The sequence below is a fragment of the Psychrobacter sp. CCUG 69069 genome (genome assembly GCF_021023115.1).
GTDB classification, from domain to species: Bacteria; Pseudomonadota; Gammaproteobacteria; order Pseudomonadales; family Moraxellaceae; genus Psychrobacter; species Psychrobacter namhaensis.
Window position 1 is genome coordinate 54,897 of sequence record NZ_QQAI01000005.1, and the last position, 18,425, is coordinate 73,321.

General features: G+C 45.4%; 14 protein-coding genes. 12 read left to right on the forward strand and 2 right to left on the reverse strand.

Annotation, left to right across the window (positions count from 1 at the left end; all coding sequences use genetic code 11):
• The first annotated feature begins 97 nt into the window (after positions 1–97).
• The 8 genes from pilW to DVY93_RS05135 all read left to right on the forward strand — a co-directional run bounded on the left by pilW (position 98) and on the right by DVY93_RS05135 (position 10,557).
• Entirely contained in the window at positions 98–1,033 is a 936-nt protein-coding gene (gene pilW, locus DVY93_RS05100; RefSeq protein WP_230709550.1) for a type IV pilus biogenesis/stability protein PilW, read from the forward strand.
• Entirely contained in the window at positions 1,030–1,845 is an 816-nt protein-coding gene (locus DVY93_RS05105; protein ID WP_193006623.1) for a helix-turn-helix domain-containing protein, read from the forward strand. Before pilW ends, DVY93_RS05105 begins: the two co-directional genes overlap by 4 nt.
• Positions 1,846–1,908: 63 nt before the next feature.
• Positions 1,909–3,033, forward strand: a complete 1,125-nt coding sequence (ispG, locus tag DVY93_RS05110) for a flavodoxin-dependent (E)-4-hydroxy-3-methylbut-2-enyl-diphosphate synthase (protein WP_230709552.1) — start codon at positions 1,909–1,911, stop codon at positions 3,031–3,033.
• Positions 3,034–3,173: 140 nt separating this feature from the next.
• The gene (gene hisS / locus DVY93_RS05115; protein WP_230709554.1) at positions 3,174–4,463 is read left to right on the forward strand and encodes a histidine--tRNA ligase; all 1,290 of its coding nucleotides are present in this window, start codon (positions 3,174–3,176) and stop codon (positions 4,461–4,463) included.
• Between the two features lie 96 nt (positions 4,464–4,559).
• Positions 4,560–5,357, forward strand: a complete 798-nt coding sequence (locus DVY93_RS05120) for a YfgM family protein (protein ID WP_198334946.1) — start codon at positions 4,560–4,562, stop codon at positions 5,355–5,357.
• Between the two features lie 85 nt (positions 5,358–5,442).
• Positions 5,443–6,651: an outer membrane protein assembly factor BamB gene (bamB, locus tag DVY93_RS05125; protein ID WP_230709555.1), complete on the forward strand. Its 1,209-nt coding sequence runs from the start codon at positions 5,443–5,445 to the stop codon at positions 6,649–6,651.
• A gap of 339 nt (positions 6,652–6,990) precedes the next feature.
• Positions 6,991–8,424, forward strand: a complete 1,434-nt coding sequence (der, locus tag DVY93_RS05130) for a ribosome biogenesis GTPase Der (RefSeq protein ID WP_193006613.1) — start codon at positions 6,991–6,993, stop codon at positions 8,422–8,424.
• Positions 8,425–8,619: 195 nt separating this feature from the next.
• Positions 8,620–10,557: a sensor histidine kinase gene (locus tag DVY93_RS05135; RefSeq protein WP_230709557.1), complete on the forward strand. Its 1,938-nt coding sequence runs from the start codon at positions 8,620–8,622 to the stop codon at positions 10,555–10,557.
• A 243-nt stretch (positions 10,558–10,800) separates the two neighbouring features.
• On the opposite strand, the gene DVY93_RS05140 is transcribed toward DVY93_RS05135, so the two are convergent.
• Positions 10,801–11,967, reverse strand: coding sequence for a D-alanyl-D-alanine carboxypeptidase family protein (locus DVY93_RS05140; RefSeq protein ID WP_193006615.1), 1,167 nt, complete (start codon positions 11,965–11,967; stop codon positions 10,801–10,803).
• A gap of 500 nt (positions 11,968–12,467) precedes the next feature.
• A complete protein-coding gene (locus DVY93_RS05145) occupies positions 12,468–12,902 on the reverse strand; it encodes an MCR_0457 family protein (RefSeq protein WP_193006616.1) in 435 nt (144 codons plus the stop codon).
• Positions 12,903–13,391: 489 nt separating this feature from the next.
• Here DVY93_RS05145 and surE point away from each other — a divergent pair, with 489 nt between their 5' ends.
• The 4 genes from surE (at position 13,392) to DVY93_RS05165 (ending at position 18,281) form a co-directional block, all read left to right on the forward strand.
• A complete protein-coding gene (gene surE / locus DVY93_RS05150; protein ID WP_230709566.1) occupies positions 13,392–14,270 on the forward strand; it encodes a 5'/3'-nucleotidase SurE in 879 nt (292 codons plus the stop codon).
• A gap of 171 nt (positions 14,271–14,441) precedes the next feature.
• Positions 14,442–15,248 (forward strand): peptidoglycan DD-metalloendopeptidase family protein, encoded by an 807-nt coding sequence (locus DVY93_RS05155; RefSeq protein ID WP_230709568.1) that lies wholly within the window; start codon positions 14,442–14,444, stop codon positions 15,246–15,248.
• A gap of 50 nt (positions 15,249–15,298) precedes the next feature.
• Complete coding sequence (locus DVY93_RS05160) at positions 15,299–16,603, forward strand: lytic murein transglycosylase (protein ID WP_230709570.1); 1,305 nt, start codon at positions 15,299–15,301, stop codon at positions 16,601–16,603.
• Positions 16,604–16,985: 382 nt separating this feature from the next.
• Entirely contained in the window at positions 16,986–18,281 is a 1,296-nt protein-coding gene (locus tag DVY93_RS05165; protein WP_230709572.1) for a molybdopterin molybdotransferase MoeA, read from the forward strand.
• Positions 18,282–18,425: the final 144 nt, after the last annotated feature.

Genomic DNA, 18,425 nt, shown 5'->3' on the forward strand with positions numbered 1-18,425 from the left:
CAATTAATGACAACTAAATTGTACTTATGGGGGCTAAATCCATTAAACTGTTGGCTCGAGGATCGAACGCATTGAATCACAGTTTATGATGGCGGCTATGATGACTTCTAACAATTCTTGTCAGCTCAAATATCAACAACCATTTTTTAGATTTTGTAAGCAGTTCAGGGTAGCGACCAACCAAGTAACCACAGCAAAGGGTGTGCTGCTAATCACGGCGCTGTCCGGTTTGCTGCTGACTGGCTGTCAGAGCACGCCAACCAATGACTTGATAGGTAGCGCGCCTTATCAGACGTCCACGCGACCGAGTGACAATCGTAACTTGGATCAACAAGAAATCGCCCGCGTGCGAACCTCACTGGCCGCGCAATATATCCGCAAAAATGAGCTCGATACGGCCCAGCGGCAGCTTGAAAAAGCCTTTGCTGCTGATAGCCGTTACGCGCCAGCCTATGATATGATGGGCGTTTTGCTGCAGCAAGAAGGCAGTCGAATCAATCTTGCAAAGGCCGATCAATATTTTAAAAAAGCGATCGCGCTTGATAAAGACTTTGAGCAGGCCCACAATAACTACGGCGTTTATTTATCACAGATGAAGCGCTATCGTGAGGCGGCAGAGCAGTTTGAGATTGCGGGGGCCGCGTTAGGTTATGAAGGCCGTATCGGTGCGTTAGAGAACTTAGGGCGTACTTACCTGCAGCTAGGTGATCGTAGCGCAGCTGCTAAAGCGTTTTTGCGGGCACTCGATGGCAATCGCAATAGCCTTATCGCTCATATCGAATTGGTGGATTTACTGCTAGAGCAGCAGCGTGTACCGCAGGCGCAGAGACTTTATGATGAAACGTTGATACTGATACAAGGACAGGGCATTAGCCCGCGCCTGCTTTTACAAGGCATCAAACTTGCGGCCGCGCAAAATAACCTAACGACGCGCCAGCAATTGGCACAGCAGCTTTTATCTACTTACCCCTTAAGTGATGAAGCAAAACAACTTAAGACTTGGCTTAACAATCCAGAGGCACCATGGAAATGACCACCCCATCATCAAACACTCAATCTAACGCTCAGGGATCATTTGGTGCCATGTTGCAGCAAGCCCGTAAAAATAAGCAGGTCAGTTTAGAAGAGGCGGCCGCCGAGTTGTTTATTTTAAAGCGCCATTTACAAGCGCTTGAAAATGAAAATTTTGCTGATTTACCGCAAGCAGCGTTTGCTCGTGGTTTTGCGATCAACTATGCCAAATATTTGGGATTGGATTCTGCAAAAATCGCGAACAGTTTTGATGCCGCTTACCCCAATGAGCTCAAAGCCAAATCGTTGAATAGTACCGATACGCCGCTGCGCCCGATGGGCACATTACAGCGCGATACTCACAATCGCATTCGTTTTAATCCGTTACTGATCATCGCAGTCATTGGCGTCATTATTTTAGCGATATTCTTGTTTCGTATGGTGAGTAACGCCAGCAAAGAAAACAGTGCTGAATCGATAACCGTAGTCGAAGACATATCAGCGACAGAGCAAGCTCAGGGTGCCGCTATTGATGACGCGACTGGTATTGGTGCCTCTGGCTCTGCTCTAAATTTGGGCGGTGAGGCTAGTGCCAGCACGGCTTCTTTAAACGTCACGCTCACTGATACCGCCACCGTTAATATTACTGATGCCTCTGGTAGCAGTCTAATCAGTGGGACGCAAACCGTTGGTGACTATGAATTGTCAGGTATGCCGCCGTTTAATGTACAAATTGATAATGTCGATAATGTCAGTTTAATGCTTAACCAAGAAGCGGTCGCTTTAGAGGCTTATGCCACTGATGAGCAAGCCAATTTTGAGTTGGCGCCTTGATTTTAAAGGTCATAAAAGTGTGTTTTGTTTCCGTTTTTCTCGCTCCAATTGAAGGGTTTGTCTATGTCAACATCGTCAACGTCAGCGCCTATTAACCGTCGTCTTACCAAAAAAATCTATGTCGGTGATGTCGCGATTGGTGGTGATGCGCCGATTAGTGTCCAAAGTATGACCAATACAGATACCTGTGATGTGGCAGCAACTGTCGCGCAAATAGAGCGCTGCGTAGAAGCAGGCGCTGATTTGATGCGGGTATCGACGCCAACCATGGATACCGTCAAAGCGTTTGGTGAAATTCGTAAGCGGGTCAGCGTGCCCTTAATAGCCGACGTGCATTTTGATCATAAGATTGCCTTAGCGGTTGCCGAGGCAGGTGCTGACTGTCTACGCATCAATCCGGGTAACATCGGTAGTGATGCCAAAGTACGAGAAGTGGTTGCTTGTGCCAAACATTACAACATCCCTATTCGGATCGGTGTCAACGCCGGCTCCTTAGAAAAAGACATCCAGCGTAAATACAAAGAGCCTACAGGCGAGGCGATGCTTGAGTCGGCAATGCGCCATATTGATATTCTAGAGCGCTTAAATTTTGACCAATATAAGGTTTCCGTCAAAGCCAGTAATGTGTTTTTGACGCTAGATGCGTATCGTCTGATATCAGCACAAATTGATAATCCCTTGCATTTGGGTGTCACTGAAGCAGGTGTTTACCGTACTGGTGCCGTAAAATCTGCCATTGCACTGGGTGGTTTATTATTGGATGGTATTGGTGATACGATTCGCATTTCGCTTGCTGCAGAGCCTGAAGAAGAAATCAAAATTGGCTTTGATATTCTAAAATCGCTAAATATTCGTTCTAACGGTGTTAATTTTATTGCTTGCCCAAGCTGCTCACGTCAAGAATTTGATGTCATTAAAGTAATGACGGCGCTAGAGTCACGTTTAGAAGATATTCGTGAACCAATGAATTTGTCAGTGATTGGCTGTAAGGTAAATGGACCTGGTGAAGCGAAAGAGTCAGACATTGGCATCGTTGGTGCCGCGCCGAAGTCTCTGGTGTACCGAATGGGTGAAAAAAGCCATTTGATTGATACCAATAATTTAGTCGATGAAATAGAAGGCATGGTACGCGCGCATGCAGAAGATCTGGCCAAAAAACGTGAGAATGAGATTATTCGCGTCAAATAAGTCGTTATATACGTGCCGCCTTAGCATAAAAGCGGCCATACTGATTCGCTGTTTGTTTAAAAGTAATGCTCAATCACATGATGAGCAAAAACAACAATAATAGAGAGACCTGTTAAACATTTTAAGGATACGACCGTACCATGATTAAAGCGATTAAAGGGTTTAATGATATTTTGCCAGAACAGTCGGCAAAGTGGTTGCGTTTAGAGGCGATTTTGGCTGATGTGCTCGGCAGATACGGCTATGAACATATTCGCTTGCCGATCGTTGAGCAAACCGATTTATTTGCGCGTGCTATCGGCGGGGCAACGGACATCGTCGAAAAAGAGATGTACAGCTTCACTGATAAATCTGAGCCACCAACGCCGTTGGCGCTGCGTCCTGAAGGTACAGCAGGGGCTGTGCGCGCGGTGATCGAGCACAATCTATTACGCGGCGATACACCAAAATTATGGTACATCGGTCCAATGTTCCGTTATGAGCGTCCGCAAAAAGGGCGTTATCGTCAGTTTCATCAACTGGGTGTCGAGAGCTTCGGTAGTGCGCTACCTGATGCAGATGCCGAGCTGATTGCCATGACCCATCTGATGTGGCAAGCATTGGGTCTACAAGACGAGATGCGTCTGCAATTGAACAGCCTAGGTGAGCTCGATGAGCGTCACGCGTATCGTGAAGCCTTAGTGAACTATTTAACCGATAAAAAAGACCAGCTGGACGAAGACAGCAAACGCCGCTTAACGACCAATCCGCTACGTATTTTAGACAGTAAAGAGGCGAGCACACAAGCGATATTGGCAGATGCCCCAAAGCTTGCTGACTTTTTGGGTACAGAAAGCATGGCACACTTTGAGCAAGTGCAAACTTATTTGACCGCGCTTGGTATCGATTTTGAGATCAATCCGCATTTGGTCCGTGGACTTGATTATTATAATAAAACCGTCTTTGAGTGGGTCACCGACAAACTTGGTAGCCAAGCCACGGTTTGTGCAGGTGGCCGTTATGATGGTCTGGTTGGACAATTGAAGTCCATCGGTACAGATGGTAATAAGCCGGTAAAATCTGAGCCTGCCGTTGGTTTTGCCATGGGACTTGAGCGTTTATTGCTGCTGATGGAGGCGGTCGCGCCAATTGCAGAGGTGCCAGCTTGTGATGTCTTCGTGGTTGCTCATCCCGAGGTGTATAGCGCGGGTATTGGTTATGCGCAAAACTTGCGTTATAGTCGTCCAGATGTACGGGTCAAAATGGCGAGTGCCACCAGCCTAAAAGCACAAATGAAAAAAGCGGATAAGTCAGGCGCTGCATTGACCGTCATTATCGCCCAGCAAGAGCTTGATGATAATACCATTAGCGTGAAAGACATGCAGACAGGTGAGCAGCAGACCGTTGCGCAAGATTGGCTCTCGGATCAAGAGAATTTTTCTCGCAACTGATGATCGTCCTTTACCACGTGAACGTCATCTCAGCCAATAGACCATCGGTTTTGATTCTAGCAGCAATTTAATAACAATTTTATCAGGTAAATATATATGGCTCTGACACCTAATTCGCCGAATGCAGACAACTCAATGCAAGCGTTAAAGCAATATGGCAGCTATATTGTCACTGCAATTTTATTGGCGCTGGCAGCTTACTTTGGGTGGACCTATTGGCAGGATAACCATGCGCGGGTAGATACGGTGGCGGCCGATCACTATGCAGATATCCAGCGGTTGAATGAAGAAGTCAGTTTGGCCTCGCAAAATCCAGATTTAGAGACAGAGGCACAAGAGGCACTTGTACAGAGCCGTACACAATTGAATAAAGACATTGATGCGTTAGTAATCCAACATGGGGAATCCATTTACGCTTGGCAAGCACTCATGATCAAAGCGCGGCAGCAAGTGGATAATGATGAGTTTACGGCGGCAAGTGAGACCCTTAAAAAAGCCCTAGAAATCGATTTAGGCGATGCAGGTCTGAAGGCAATTACTCGTCTGCGTTATGCGACCACCCTATTGGCTGCTGGCGATACAGAGGCTGCATTAGCAGCCGCCAATAATGATATCCCAAGCTCGTTTGAAGCCAGCCAACAAGAGTTGCTAGGAGATATTTATTTGGCACAAAGCAATAAAGACGCAGCGATTCAGTCGTATAACAATGCTTGGGAGCTATTACGCAGCCGTCAAGAAACGCGTGCCGTATTGGCGTTAAAGATGGAGAGTTTGGGTAGTATGCCTGAGCCTATTGAGGAGCAAGCCCGCCTTATTCAAGCGTCTCCCACTCCTGTACAGCCACTAGCAGAAGCAGGCGCTGTAGAAGGCACTACCTCTGAGGTTACACAGTAATTGTATAGTAATAAGCGTTATTGCCTAATAATAGTGCTAGCGTTTTATCTAATAATTAATAATTTATTTGTAGTGAGAACCTATAATGACTCAATCTATTCGCTCTAGCAAAATCTTAAACGCTACAACCCTCAAAAAGACAGTTATGCATGTGGCCGTTTTGGCAGTAATGAGCACTGCGGTGATTGGGTGTAATCGCGGTATCAAACCAGTGGTCAATGATCCGGTAAAACTGGTACAGATTGCTGAGCCTATTAGTGTGCTACAGCCCATTTTTAGCACGGATGTCGGTAATAAAAAAGCCAGCAAAAAAGATCCGTTAGATCTGCAAGTTGGTTATGCCAATGGACAAATCGTGACCGCATCGCGCGGTGGTGATTTGACAGGCTTTAATAGTGCTGGCGAACGTGTGTGGTCAATCGATGTCGGCGATCAAATTACAGGCGGTGTTGCTATAGATGCGCTCAGCCAAACCGCCATTGTCAGTACTCGCGGTGGTCAGATAATGGCATTTGATAGTGCTACTGGCGACAAACGCTGGCAACAACAGATGTCAGGTTCGGTTTTGACACCCGCGCTTATTACCAATAACCGTGTGATTCTATCGGCTAATGATGGCTTTTTGCATGGTTTGTCGCTACAAACTGGACAGTCTGTATGGCAGTTTGCCACACAAGTTCCAGCGATCAGTGTGCGTGGCAGTGCGGCGCCCGTATTATTAGATAGTAACACGGCGCTATTAGCGACTGCCGATGGCCGTTTGCATGCCGTGACAACCGATAATGGTCTACCGCAGTGGTCAAGACGCGTTGGTATCGGTACGGGTAGTAGTGAAGTTGAGCGCATGAGTGATGTCGATGGCATGCCTATCGTGGATAACAACCAGCTGTTTGCCATCAGTTATAGCGGTCAGTTACTCGGTATCGATTTAGCCTCGCGTCAAGTGATGTTCGTCAACGAGCTTGCCAGTTTAAAAGCGCTTGCGGTCAACAACCAACAAGTGATTGCTACAAGCTTAGAGGGTAAAGTGGTGGCTTATGACCGTACCAGTGGCGAGACACTGTGGGAAAGTGAAGAGTTGGCTTATCGTCATCTAACCAACCCTGTGATGATTGGTAATTACATTGCCGTGGGTGATCTTGATGGTGTGGTGCACTTATTTGATCCTGCTAGTGGAAAAATCGTCAGCCGTGTACAGACCAAAGGCGCCTTAAATAGCTTGCAAGTCCAAGGTAGCCGTTTGATGACCCAAAGCACCTCAGGACAAGTGGCTATTTGGCAGTTGGCCCGCTAATTTTTACTGATCAGCCTTGGGTTTGGTAGCAGGTAGTTCCTCGCTATTATTTAGTCCGCCGATTGGTTATGGCTTTATAAAAGGTAAACGCTGCTTGGTCAGCGTTTACTGCCTTGTGTAAATTGCTTGTTTATATACAGGCTTTCGCGTACTCTATGCGACCGATATGCGGTAGGCATTATCACATAGACTATTTGCTAATCGTAAGATTACCCATTATTATTTTTACAATCGTTTTTATCATTCATTTAAATTTTCGGCCAAGTTCAGCATATTCACTACAGTGTTTATAGGAGTAACTGTTCTGTCCGTCATTGTGCCTTTCACTGAGAGTAACCCATGAGTATCAAGCCTGTGGTCGCCTTAATTGGTCGTCCAAACGTCGGTAAATCCACCTTATTTAATCAGTTCACAAAAAGTCGGCAGGCATTGGTTGCTGATTTGTCAGGACTGACTCGTGACCGTCAATACGGCGATGCTACCTATGAAGACAAATCCTTCATTGTGGTAGACACGGGTGGTATTGGTGAGGCAGATGATGGCAGCGGCAATATTGATGATTATATGTCTGAGCAATCACACACAGCGATTCATGAGGCGGATATTATTGTATTCGTCGTTGATGCTCGTGCCGGTATGATTGGCGCTGACGCCGAAATTGGTAAGTTTTTGCACACCCTTGGTAAACCAGTCTATGTCGTTGCCAATAAAGTCGATGGTGTCCACGATGCGGCGCCGGCCGAATTTTATGCGTTAGGATTGGGTGAGCCGTATCCAATGGCGGCCAGTCACGGTCGCGGTGTGGGCAATCTGCTGGAAGTTTTGACCGCTGATATGCCTGCGCAAGAGAATGTGGTAGAGCCAAGAGGCTTAAAGCTTGCCATCATTGGTCGTCCAAACGTTGGCAAATCGACACTGGTCAATCGTCTATTGGGCGAAGATCGAGTGGTGGTTTTTGATATGCCTGGTACCACGCGTGACAGTATTTATATCCCGTATCAGCGCGATGGTAAAGACTACGTATTGATCGATACAGCTGGTGTACGTCGCCGTGGTAAAATCGATGAAAAGGTAGAAAAATTCTCGGTCATCAAAACCTTGCAAGCGATCGAAGACTCTAACGTAACGGTTATTGTGATTGACGCTCACGAAGGCATTGTTGATCAAGATTTGCACATGATTGGCTACGCTCTTGATGCCGGTCGCGCTTTGGTAGTGGCGATCAACAAATGGGATGGTTTAACGCCCGATCAAAGAGATTACATCAAGCTTGAAATGGATCGTCGTTTTAGCTTTATCCCTTATGTAAAAGTGCATCTGATATCAGCGTTACACGGTACGGGCGTTGGCAATCTATACCCCTCCATCTTGCGCGCTTATAAGTCGTCCATGTTTGAGGTATCAACCAATCGTTTGACCCAAATTCTGCAAGATGCGGTCACAGCCAACCCGCCACCAACCGTTGCTGGACGCCGTATTAAATTGCGCTATGCTCATATTGGTGGCCACAATCCACCGGTGATCGTGATTCATGGTAATCAAACCAGCGCGTTGCCTAAGAGCTATCAGCGCTATCTTGAAAACCAGTTCCGTCAAGTATTCAAGCTTGAAGGCACGCCGCTTAACGTTATCTTTAAACAAAATGACAACCCATACGCCAATAAAAGCGACACGCCAACCAAAGCGAAGACACAACAATTGCGTCAACGTGAGCGTAATCGAGCACAGAAATTTACCACAAAAGATAAAGATAAAAAACCTCGTAAACGCTAGGGCACATCCTAAGCTGTCTGACTTCTTATTTACTTTATCGTGCTGTGAGCGCGATAAAGTAAAGGTAGTGTTATGCCAGTAGTGTATCTGTTTGCATGTGATAAAACTGATAGGCAAATACCTGACTATCCCCCTTACCACTTTCCTAAAATACCTGTAGTATAGATAACAAGTGTCTTAACTCGGTTGAGTGCTATGAACAACCGTTCGCCTAAAACCATCTCTATGCTTATCTGGCGCTCTGTCGCGCAGGCCATCATCTTGGCTGTCTTGGCAGGTTTCTTATTGTCTTTTATTTATGGTTTATTACAGCACTATAAAGAGAAGCGTACCCACGTCCAACAGCTAGCCGCATTGTTGGCTGCCAGCGCATCGACAGCAGAAGATGCGGATTTGGTGGCTGAGCAAGTGACCTTCTTGTTAGAGAACGAACCCAGTATTCAAAGCATTGTATTTTATTCTACCCCGCAGCCCATTGATGACATTAATCAGACGAGAGCTGATTGGAAGAATGCCTTGTTTACGGACACGGTCAGTTTTAATTATCCAGTCATCAGCAATTACATCGATGGTGATCGTGACCTTAATACACTAACCGCCAACCAGCAGTCCGCTATCCCTTTATCAAACCCTATGCAAGGATCAGCAGATACTGCTGGAAAAATTAAAAATAGCACGTTAGTGGGTTATATTAATATTACTTTGGATGTGAATACACTGCGTTTACAGTGGCTCCGAAACAACCTGTTATTGTGGCTTATTGCGACGATACTAACGATTCTTGTGGGTTTATACATTTTGCGCAAACTTAGTTGGCCTGTAAGAGACATAGAGGCTTTGACTGATGTGTGTGACATGGTCATCAAAACCCCAGATCTTGAGCAATTGCCAGTTATCCCGCAGCAATTCGGCTTTCAAGAGTTGATGCAGATTAAGCAGACCTTTATTGCGTTATTTAGTCGTTTACAAAAAGCCAAACAAGACTATGCGGCGCTTGCGGTTTTTGAGCAGGAGCTACACAAAAAAGACATCGCGCTGGATGTACAGCTGCACAATTTTCAAAGTATGATAACCCACGAGCTGAAAACCTCGCTAAATGCCATTGTGGGCGGTTTGCAGCTACTAGATCATGACACCCTAAGTAGGGAGCAAAGAGACGCGGTTCAAATCATCAGTAACGGTAGTGATAAGTTGGTGTCATCGCTTGACCACATTATTCAGTTGAATCAAATACAAAAAGGTCAGATGAGTATCAATGTCAGTGAATTTAACCCCTTACAATTGATCGCAGATCTTTTGACAGAGTTTGAGCCTCTTGCTCAGAAAAAAGGACTGGCGTTAATCAGTCGCATCCATCACATAGACTACAACCTCGAAGGTGATGCGGAAAAAATCCACCAGATACTATCGATCCTACTTGGTAACGCGATTAAATTTACCTCAGCAGGTCAGGTGACCGTGACCTCGCAACTGACGCATTTTGATAAAAGCAATCGTTGGCAAATCAGTGTGGAGGACACAGGGATTGGTATCGACAGTCATCACATCGATGATATTTTTAATCCATTTTTTCAAGTGGATTCATCAAAAACTCGTCAATATGAAGGGTCCGGGGTCGGCCTACCTGTAGTCAAACAAATGACTCAGCTTATAGGGGCTACGATAGACGTTGATAGTGCGCCAGGCGTGGGGACCCAGTTTATCCTGACCATCGCAATGCCCAATCAACATCAGTCGCGGCAGCAGCCGCTACTAGCCGGCCTGACGACTGTTTATTATTACTATCAAGAAACGGGGGTTTTAGCGAATGAGCTAGAGCGGTTAGGGGCCACTGTTATCTACCGGCAGCATGAGCAGCTGGTTATCGATGATATAAGGCTGGAGAAGATTGATATGGTCATGTTTGCTGAGGACGTGTCTCCAAGTAAAGCGGAGTCCTTAGCCAGGCGTATTCGCCACTCTGAACGTGAGCGCCGTGCTTTATTAGTGTACTGGTATCCACCGCATCAAGCGCGATATGTAGACAGTTTTGAGCATGGTTTAAAAGCAGCTGGTATTGATTGCTGTTACAGTGCTACCTATAAGGATAAGGCGCTAAGCGACTTGCTAAAACGCTGGTTGGTATGGACGTAGCGTCATTTCTAAAAACGTCGTACCTAAAAACATCACTCCTAAAAAGACGGTCAACTTTGCTGTTGTCATGTTTATCACTGTTACTTTTACCAATATTATTTTTATCACTGTTACTTAGCCTAGCCTAATAGTGAACAGACTGGAGCGAATAGCAAATAAACACTAGGAGAGGGTTACCCAGACAAAAAAAGACGCCTAAAAATTAGGCGTCTTTTCAAGACAAGCTATGTCACAAGGACTTTACTAAAACAAATTTTGTGCCCAGCGTACAATGCGTTGCCACGTACGGCTCATAAAGCCTGATTGTTCGATGTCACTAGTCGCGACAATAGGAACAGAGGCAACAGCTTTACCGTCAATGACTGCCATCATTTTGCCAACTTCTTGACCTTTTTTGATGGGGGCTTCTAAGCTCTCAGGGATATCCACCACCGTAGTGATCTTATTTTTTTGTGTCTTACTGGTCAGAATTTGTAAATTATCACCAGTTACTAGCTCGACTTCATCGGCCTCCCCAAACCATACTGGAATTTTACTGACAAATTGTCCAGCAGGTGCTTTGGTAACGGTCGTAAAATGACCAAAGCCCCAGTTGAGAAGTTCACGTGATTGATCAGCACGCGCTTGCTGGCTTTCTGTTCCCATGATTACAGAAATCAAGCGCATATCATCACGATTACTCGATGCCACCAAGCAATAGCCAGCCGCATCAGTGTGGCCTGTTTTTAGACCATCAACGGTAGGATCGGTTGCGAGTAGGGCGTTACGGTTTCCTTGGGTGATACCGTTATAAGTAAACTCTTTTTCTGCATAGATGCCATAGTAGTCACCGCTGTTTTTAATGATAGCGCGGGCAAGCTTCGCCAAATCTAAGGCGGAAGCTTCGTGTCCTTCATCAGGCATGCCGGTAGAATTGACAAAATGCGTGTTATCCATACCCAGCTTTTCGGCTTGCTCATTCATCAATATGGCAAATGACGCTTCGCTACCAGCGATGTGCTCAGCCATCGCTTTTGAAGCATCATTACCAGACTGAATGATGATACCGCGTAGCATATCGATGACGCTGGCGGTTTTATTCACTGGGACATACATACAAGATTGGCTGCTACTGCCACGGCACCAAGCATTTGGACTCATTAGTACTTGATCGTCTTCTTTGAGGTCACCCGATGCTAAGCGTTGCTCAATGATGTAACTGGTCATCATTTTCGTTAGGGACGCTGGCGGTAGCGATTCATTGGCGTTCTTTTGCGCCAAAATTTCACCCGTATTGTAGTCCATCAATACATAGGCGGTATTGTCCATTTCAGGCGGCTGTATGGCTGCGTTTGCCACCACTGCGCTCACTGAGATACTCACACCAACGACCAGCTGCATCAGCTGGTTTTTTACACGCTTTACTGTCATATATCGTTACACCGCATCATGAAACCAAATGTATCTATCGCTTGTGCCTAGTACTACACCTTGTTCTCATTTAAACAGGATGTCTCAAACATCGGGTTTAATAATAACGCACTAATGAGGGTAGGGAGGACGAAGCAACAGACATAAAATTAACGCCTTATCTTAGCAAAATGCCAACCGATGGGGAATCGATAAATGCAAAAAAAGGGCCGAATTAAAAAGAAACAGTGGTGATGAGCAAACGTTTGCTTATATTAGGATTTACCCAGTATTGCGACTGAGCTAACTGTAAGCCATAAAAAAGCTTGCTGCATCCCCTGTTTTGGACAGGCTGACAGCAAGCTTTTATAGGGTCAAAATTTAACAAACATGCTTAAATTTTCTACAGAGATAACTTGTACAGGAAGAACTTATTTTTCCAAAACAGCTTATTTTTTCAGAACAGATCGCGTCGTGGTTTTAAGTCTTATTTTTGAGACATCTTCATAAAACCTTACTAACTAGTACTCAGCATTTGCTAAATCTTCGCATAACGCTTTGTTCTCTTGTTTTGAGAATCCCATCGTCCAGCTACGAATACCTTGTAATATTTGGCGATAATCTTGCTGGGTTGATAGGTATTGAATCGCCGCTTTTGGGTCTTCTAAAGACGGCATCAACTCATGAAGCTGCACGGTATAAGACTTATAAAAGCGCTGTTTTTGTTTGCCATTCAGCATCGGTGGACATATTTCTGACAGCACCTGCATCACTGCAATTTCATGCTTGGTTATATTGATACCAGACATGTCTAGAGGAATGGTGGTCGCGGGCTTATTCGCTGCAAAGGATGCTTGAGACAACATGGCAACAGATGTTATCAATCCTGCAACACCCACCTTTGATGCAGTCTTTGCTATCACAGAAGCTATAGATAATATCGATTGATTTTTCATTCAGCATTACACTCGCTTATCTTTATTTAATGGTGATATGTTAATAGGTCAGAAAACAAAAGTCACATAAAATATTGATTTATGTGTAGATATCTTGTGAGCCAAAGCCGTTTTTTAGCAACATATCAGTAGCATAGACTCATAAGTTACGACAGCATAAAAATATAAGTTTATATTGTTGTAGGTTGTTGCCTATTGTAACGTGTTGCCACGCTTTTTTGCGTTACGGCGGTAATAATGAGGCGGACAAAGGGCGCAGTATAACAAAAGGTGAAACGAGCTCTGAGTAACGGTCTGACTTCGTGTCAGCGTATGATTAGGATATAATCCTCCACCATTATGGTGGTCCCATAAGATTTTATAACTTTGCTATACCAAGCAAGGTAACATTCACCAGGGTAGCCACCATTTGCGGGTCTGATTATAGCAACTTTACAATGATAAAGTGCATAAGTGGACAGACGGTCATTGATGAGATATTGAGCAGAAATGAGATTTTTGATTAGTAATGATGATGGGGTGTATGCGCCAGGTTTGTTGGCACTGTATCAGGCGTTGTCTACTGTTGGAGAGGTGACGGTGGTTGCGCCCAATAATGAGCAGAGTGGCTGTGCCAGCGCTTTGAGTGTCTCAATGCCATTGTACACTCACAAACTAACCTCTGGCTTTGTAGCAGTGAACGGCTCACCTGCTGACTGTATTTACTTAGCGTTACATGAGCTGTATCGTCACACCCGTTTTGATTTTGTGATTACTGGTATTAACTCAGGGGCCAATCTTGGGCAAGACGTTTTATTTTCTGGCACTTTTGGTGCAGCATTAACAGCGCAACTTTTTGGCATACCGGCTATGGCAACCTCACTGGTGGGCGGGGGAGCCAAAGGCGGCGGGCAAGAGCAGGCCAGTCACTATAAAATAGCGGCCGATGAGATTGTTAAATTATTGGTCGAAACACCGATATTAGATACTTGTAAAAATTTGCCCTATCACGTATTAAACGTTAATATTCCTGATGTTGATAATGCCTGTGAGATTAAAGGTCGAAAGATAACCGCTTTAGGGCACAGTCAGATTGCACGTCCTGTACACCATGTAGTCGACCCACGCGGGCGCGATGCGTATTGGTTGTCTTTGCGCAAGCGTCCATATGAGTTATCTGCAGATGGTGATAATGAGTCATCATTAGGGCAAAGCGTGGTTTCTCAAACAGTGCTGTCTCAACAAACAGCCTCAACAGAAGCTCGCCCATTAACCATGGACATGACGGATAACCAAGCGGTAGCAGCAGGTTATATTAGTCTATCGCCAGTAAGATTGCATCATACGCCAGCAGCCACGCTGGAGAAGCTCTCCAAGTTAGCTTTGTAAAGGAGTGATGTTGGAGGTAAGGCGAATTATTGGTAGCAAAAAATGAAAGAAAATCGTTTCCATCAGGTGTTTTGATGGTACTTATCCAATACTAAACGGTATAACAGTTAGCAAAGTGCTTGTGAGTAACACAAGGAGTTTGTGAGTAACATAAAGAATAGGAAATCTTGTATGAAGAAGCTTATTGCTGGATCGCGCTTTGCAACAGTGGCATTGATTGGCACCATGACAGCAGCAACGTTAACGATGGTCGGCTGTGCAACGAAGCCAACTTATCAGTCAGCCAACCAAGCTGGTCCAAAAATTATCACCAATGCTCAAGGGGTTCCTAACTATCATCGTGTACAGCGCGGTGATACGGTCAGTCAAATTGCTGAGCGTTATCGTCTCAATTATCGCCAAATTGGGGCACTCAATCGTTTAGACAGTAAGTACACGATTTATAGTGGTCAATGGCTTAAGCTGTGGCAAGGACAAGCCGCGCCAGCCAATAATAATCGCTACGGCGCCTCTACACCGACTGTCTCACAGCCGACGTACACATCCCCTGTGACAAACACGACCAATACTAGCTCACCAAGTCCCGTGTATGAAGTCACAGCCAACGCAACCTCAGGTTATGACTATCCAAGTCGCAATCAAGTAACCCGCAATTTTGATGCCGCCGCTGGCACCATGGGCATGTGGTTTGCTGGTAATGTCGGCGATCCAGTGGTTGCCAGCCAATCTGGAACGGTGCTTTACTCGGGTAATGGCTTGCCAGAGTACGGCAATCTCATTATGATTCGCCATAGTGATAACTATATCACGGCCTATGCACATAACAGTCAGCTCCTCGTCAAAGAAGGGGATGCCGTACAACGAGGTCAGCGTATTGCCGATATGGGTAGCAGTGGTCAAACCAATCAAGTAGGGTTGGAGTTTCAAGTGCGCTTAAATGGCAATCCTATTGACCCACGTGCGGTACTGGGACGTTAAGTTTGCTGTAATATCTAAGCCACGTTACTTATTCATACCTGAGACTTCTTATGATGTTAAAAAAACAATACATTGCCCTTTTTCCAGCCTTAGTGATGGTTGGGTGTACGAGCCAACAGGCAATGCAAAAAACGAGCAAGCCTGTGCGTCAAGGCAATGTTCAGATCACCCAGACTCAAACCATTCAGGTAAAGCCTACACCGCAGCCAGTCATTAAGCCGCAGCCTGTTGTAAAGCCAAGCTATAGCAGTTTTTCTGATTGGAAGTCAGATTTTTCTATGCGAGCCATTTCTTCAGGTCATGATGCGGCGACGGTTCGGCGTTTGCTTGATTTGGCTTATTTGAATCAACAGGTCATCTCACTTGACTCAGGACAGCCAGAGTTTTCTAAAATGCCGTGGGAGTATGTCGACTCTGCCGTATCAGACGGTCGAGTCAGCACGGGTAAGCGTAAGTTTGGCGAGCAACGAGCGTTTTTATCGCAGTTAGAGTCACAGTATGGTGTCAATGCAGAAATTATCGCTGCGATATGGGGCATGGAGTCTTCATACGGGGCGGTGACCGGCAACAGTAGTATCCCAAGCTCACTTGCGAGTCTTGCTTATGACGGTCGTCGTCAAGAGTTTGCTGAAACTCAGTTATTATCACTAGCGACGTTGTTGCAACGTGGCGATGTATCTTGGTCACAGCTTGACGGCTCTTGGGCAGGTGGAATGGGGCAGACGCAGTTTATCCCTGACACTTGGCTCAAACAAGGCGTGGATGGCGATGGTAATGGTCACCGTAATCCGTGGGCAACGGCTGATGCTTTGGCTTCTACTGCCAATTATCTGAGTAACTCAGGTTGGGTTCGTGGTCTAGCACCGTTTTATGAGGTGACGCTTCCTACCTCTTTCGATTATTCGGTGGTGGGCAGTAAGCAACCTGCGGCTAGATGGGCGGCGATGGGTGTGGATACGATAGCCGATGTCTACTTGGATGCTAACACAGAGATGGAGCTATGGCTGCCGGCTGGTAAAGATGGTCCATTACTCCTATTGAGTCCAAATTTTGATGTCATCAAGGTTTATAACAACTCTTCAAGTTATGCGCTAGGGGTGAGCTTACTGGGCAAGGCACTTGCTGGACAAGGTGGCTTGCAAAAATCGTGGCCGCGCTATGAGCGTCCGTTATCAACGACGCAAGTACGCAATTTGCAGCAGCGTTTGACGGGTATGGGTTACGACACGAAAGGGGCTGATGGTATCGTTGGCACTAACACTCGTAAAGCATTCCAGCGCTGGCAAGCAGATAATGGACAAACGCCAGATGGCTTTATTACGCAGCGTAGCGCCGCCTCTTTAGCATCATGGTAAAATGGATTGCTGGCGCTACTTTTTAGTAATAACTGTTTTAAAAACGGCTTTTTTCAGCGAGTTTTTAAAGCGCTAGCATTAAAACTATGACCTTATAAGTACAACAAAAAAGCACCTCATTCGGGTGCTTTTTTGCTTTACTCTAGGACAGATTTCTTATAAAGCCTACCGTTTGGGCACAAACGCCGGTATTGTCGTGACCTAGACTGGTTATGGTTGCCACAACAATTGTTAAGACATACCAGTCTTCGCAACACGCGTGGCTGTGTCAAACCTGCAAAAACTGATATTGGGACAAGAAAAGTGTTACGGTGAATGATAAACTCTTGATAACGTGTTTTTACCATATGAATAATAAGAACGACTAACAGGGTGACCCCTTATGATTACCATGGAAGCATTACAGTCTGCCATCAAGCAGCGCATAGACACTTACAATACTAACGACCATCCGCTAAATAAAAGAGCAGTTGCTATCTACGATTTGATAGACAGCCGTAACCACATACTGGCAGAAGATATCGTCTCGCCCTTTGACGTACCGAGACAAAATCTATCGGCGATGGATGGTTATGCGATTGCTCAAGGTAGTACGCTAGCAAAAGACAGTACGATTGAAATCATTGGAGAGTCACAAGCGGGCAGTGCCTATACAGGTAAGCTCACAGAGGGACAAGGCGTACGTATTTTTACTGGAGCAGTGGTGCCAAATAGCTGTGATACCGTTATCATGCAAGAAAATACCAACTTTGCTGAGATAAGAGAGACGCTTGATAAATCACAGCCTTACACCATAACGCTGACACAAAGCGCTCAGCTTGATAATAATATACGCAAACAAGGTGAAGAAATTACGTCGGGTGAAGCGGTGTTAACAGTCGGCAAGCGTCTCAACCCTGCTGATATCAGCTTACTGGCAAATTTAGGTATCGATAAAGTTAAGGTATTCAAGCCACTGATTGTAGGCTTATTGGCGACGGGCGATGAACTCGTTGCCATTGGTCATGCGCTTGAAAGCTTGGCGCAAATTTATAACTCCAATACCCCAACGCTTAAAAGCCTGCTATCTGACTTGCCCATCGATATTCGTGATTATGGCATTGTTCCCGACAATCTAGAACAGACGACGGCCGCTGTTCATGAGGCCATGCAAGAGTGTGATGTGCTTGTCTCTACTGCTGGTGTATCGGTGGGTGATTATGACTTTTTGACCACAGTGATTGAAACGTTAGGGCAGATTAATCACTATAAAGTGGCGATGAAACCCGGCAAGCCTTTTGTGTTTGGTGAATTAAACAAAGATCTTGCTAAACCTGTATTGTATTTTGGCTTGCCTGGCAATCCTTTATCCACAGTCGTTGGCACTCTACAGTTTGTGATGCCAGCGCTGTGGCAGATGACAGGGGCCAGCTTGGCAGAACAGCCTATGCAGCTGAGCGTCAAAGCCACCCTAACCAATGACGTCAGAAAAATGGCCGGCCGCAAAGACTTTCAGCGTGGATTTTTGTCACAAAATGACGTAGGCAGTTACCAAGTGGAGTGTTTTTCAAGCCAACAATCGCATAGAATCAAACAACTGAGCCGTGCGAATTGCTTTGTTGTTTTGGATAAAGACAGTGGCAATGTGTCAGCAAACACGATGGTCACGGTACAACCTTTTCCTTGGCTATACGCTTAATTTATCATTTGCTGATGGGTTTAAAGAAGGATAAAAAAGCTAAAGGAAAATTGCAAAGCAATCTGACAAATTTATGCTAAATGCGAATAATAAAGTAATGCTTATGCAAGCAATACTGGTGGCAATAAAATATGAGTGATACTA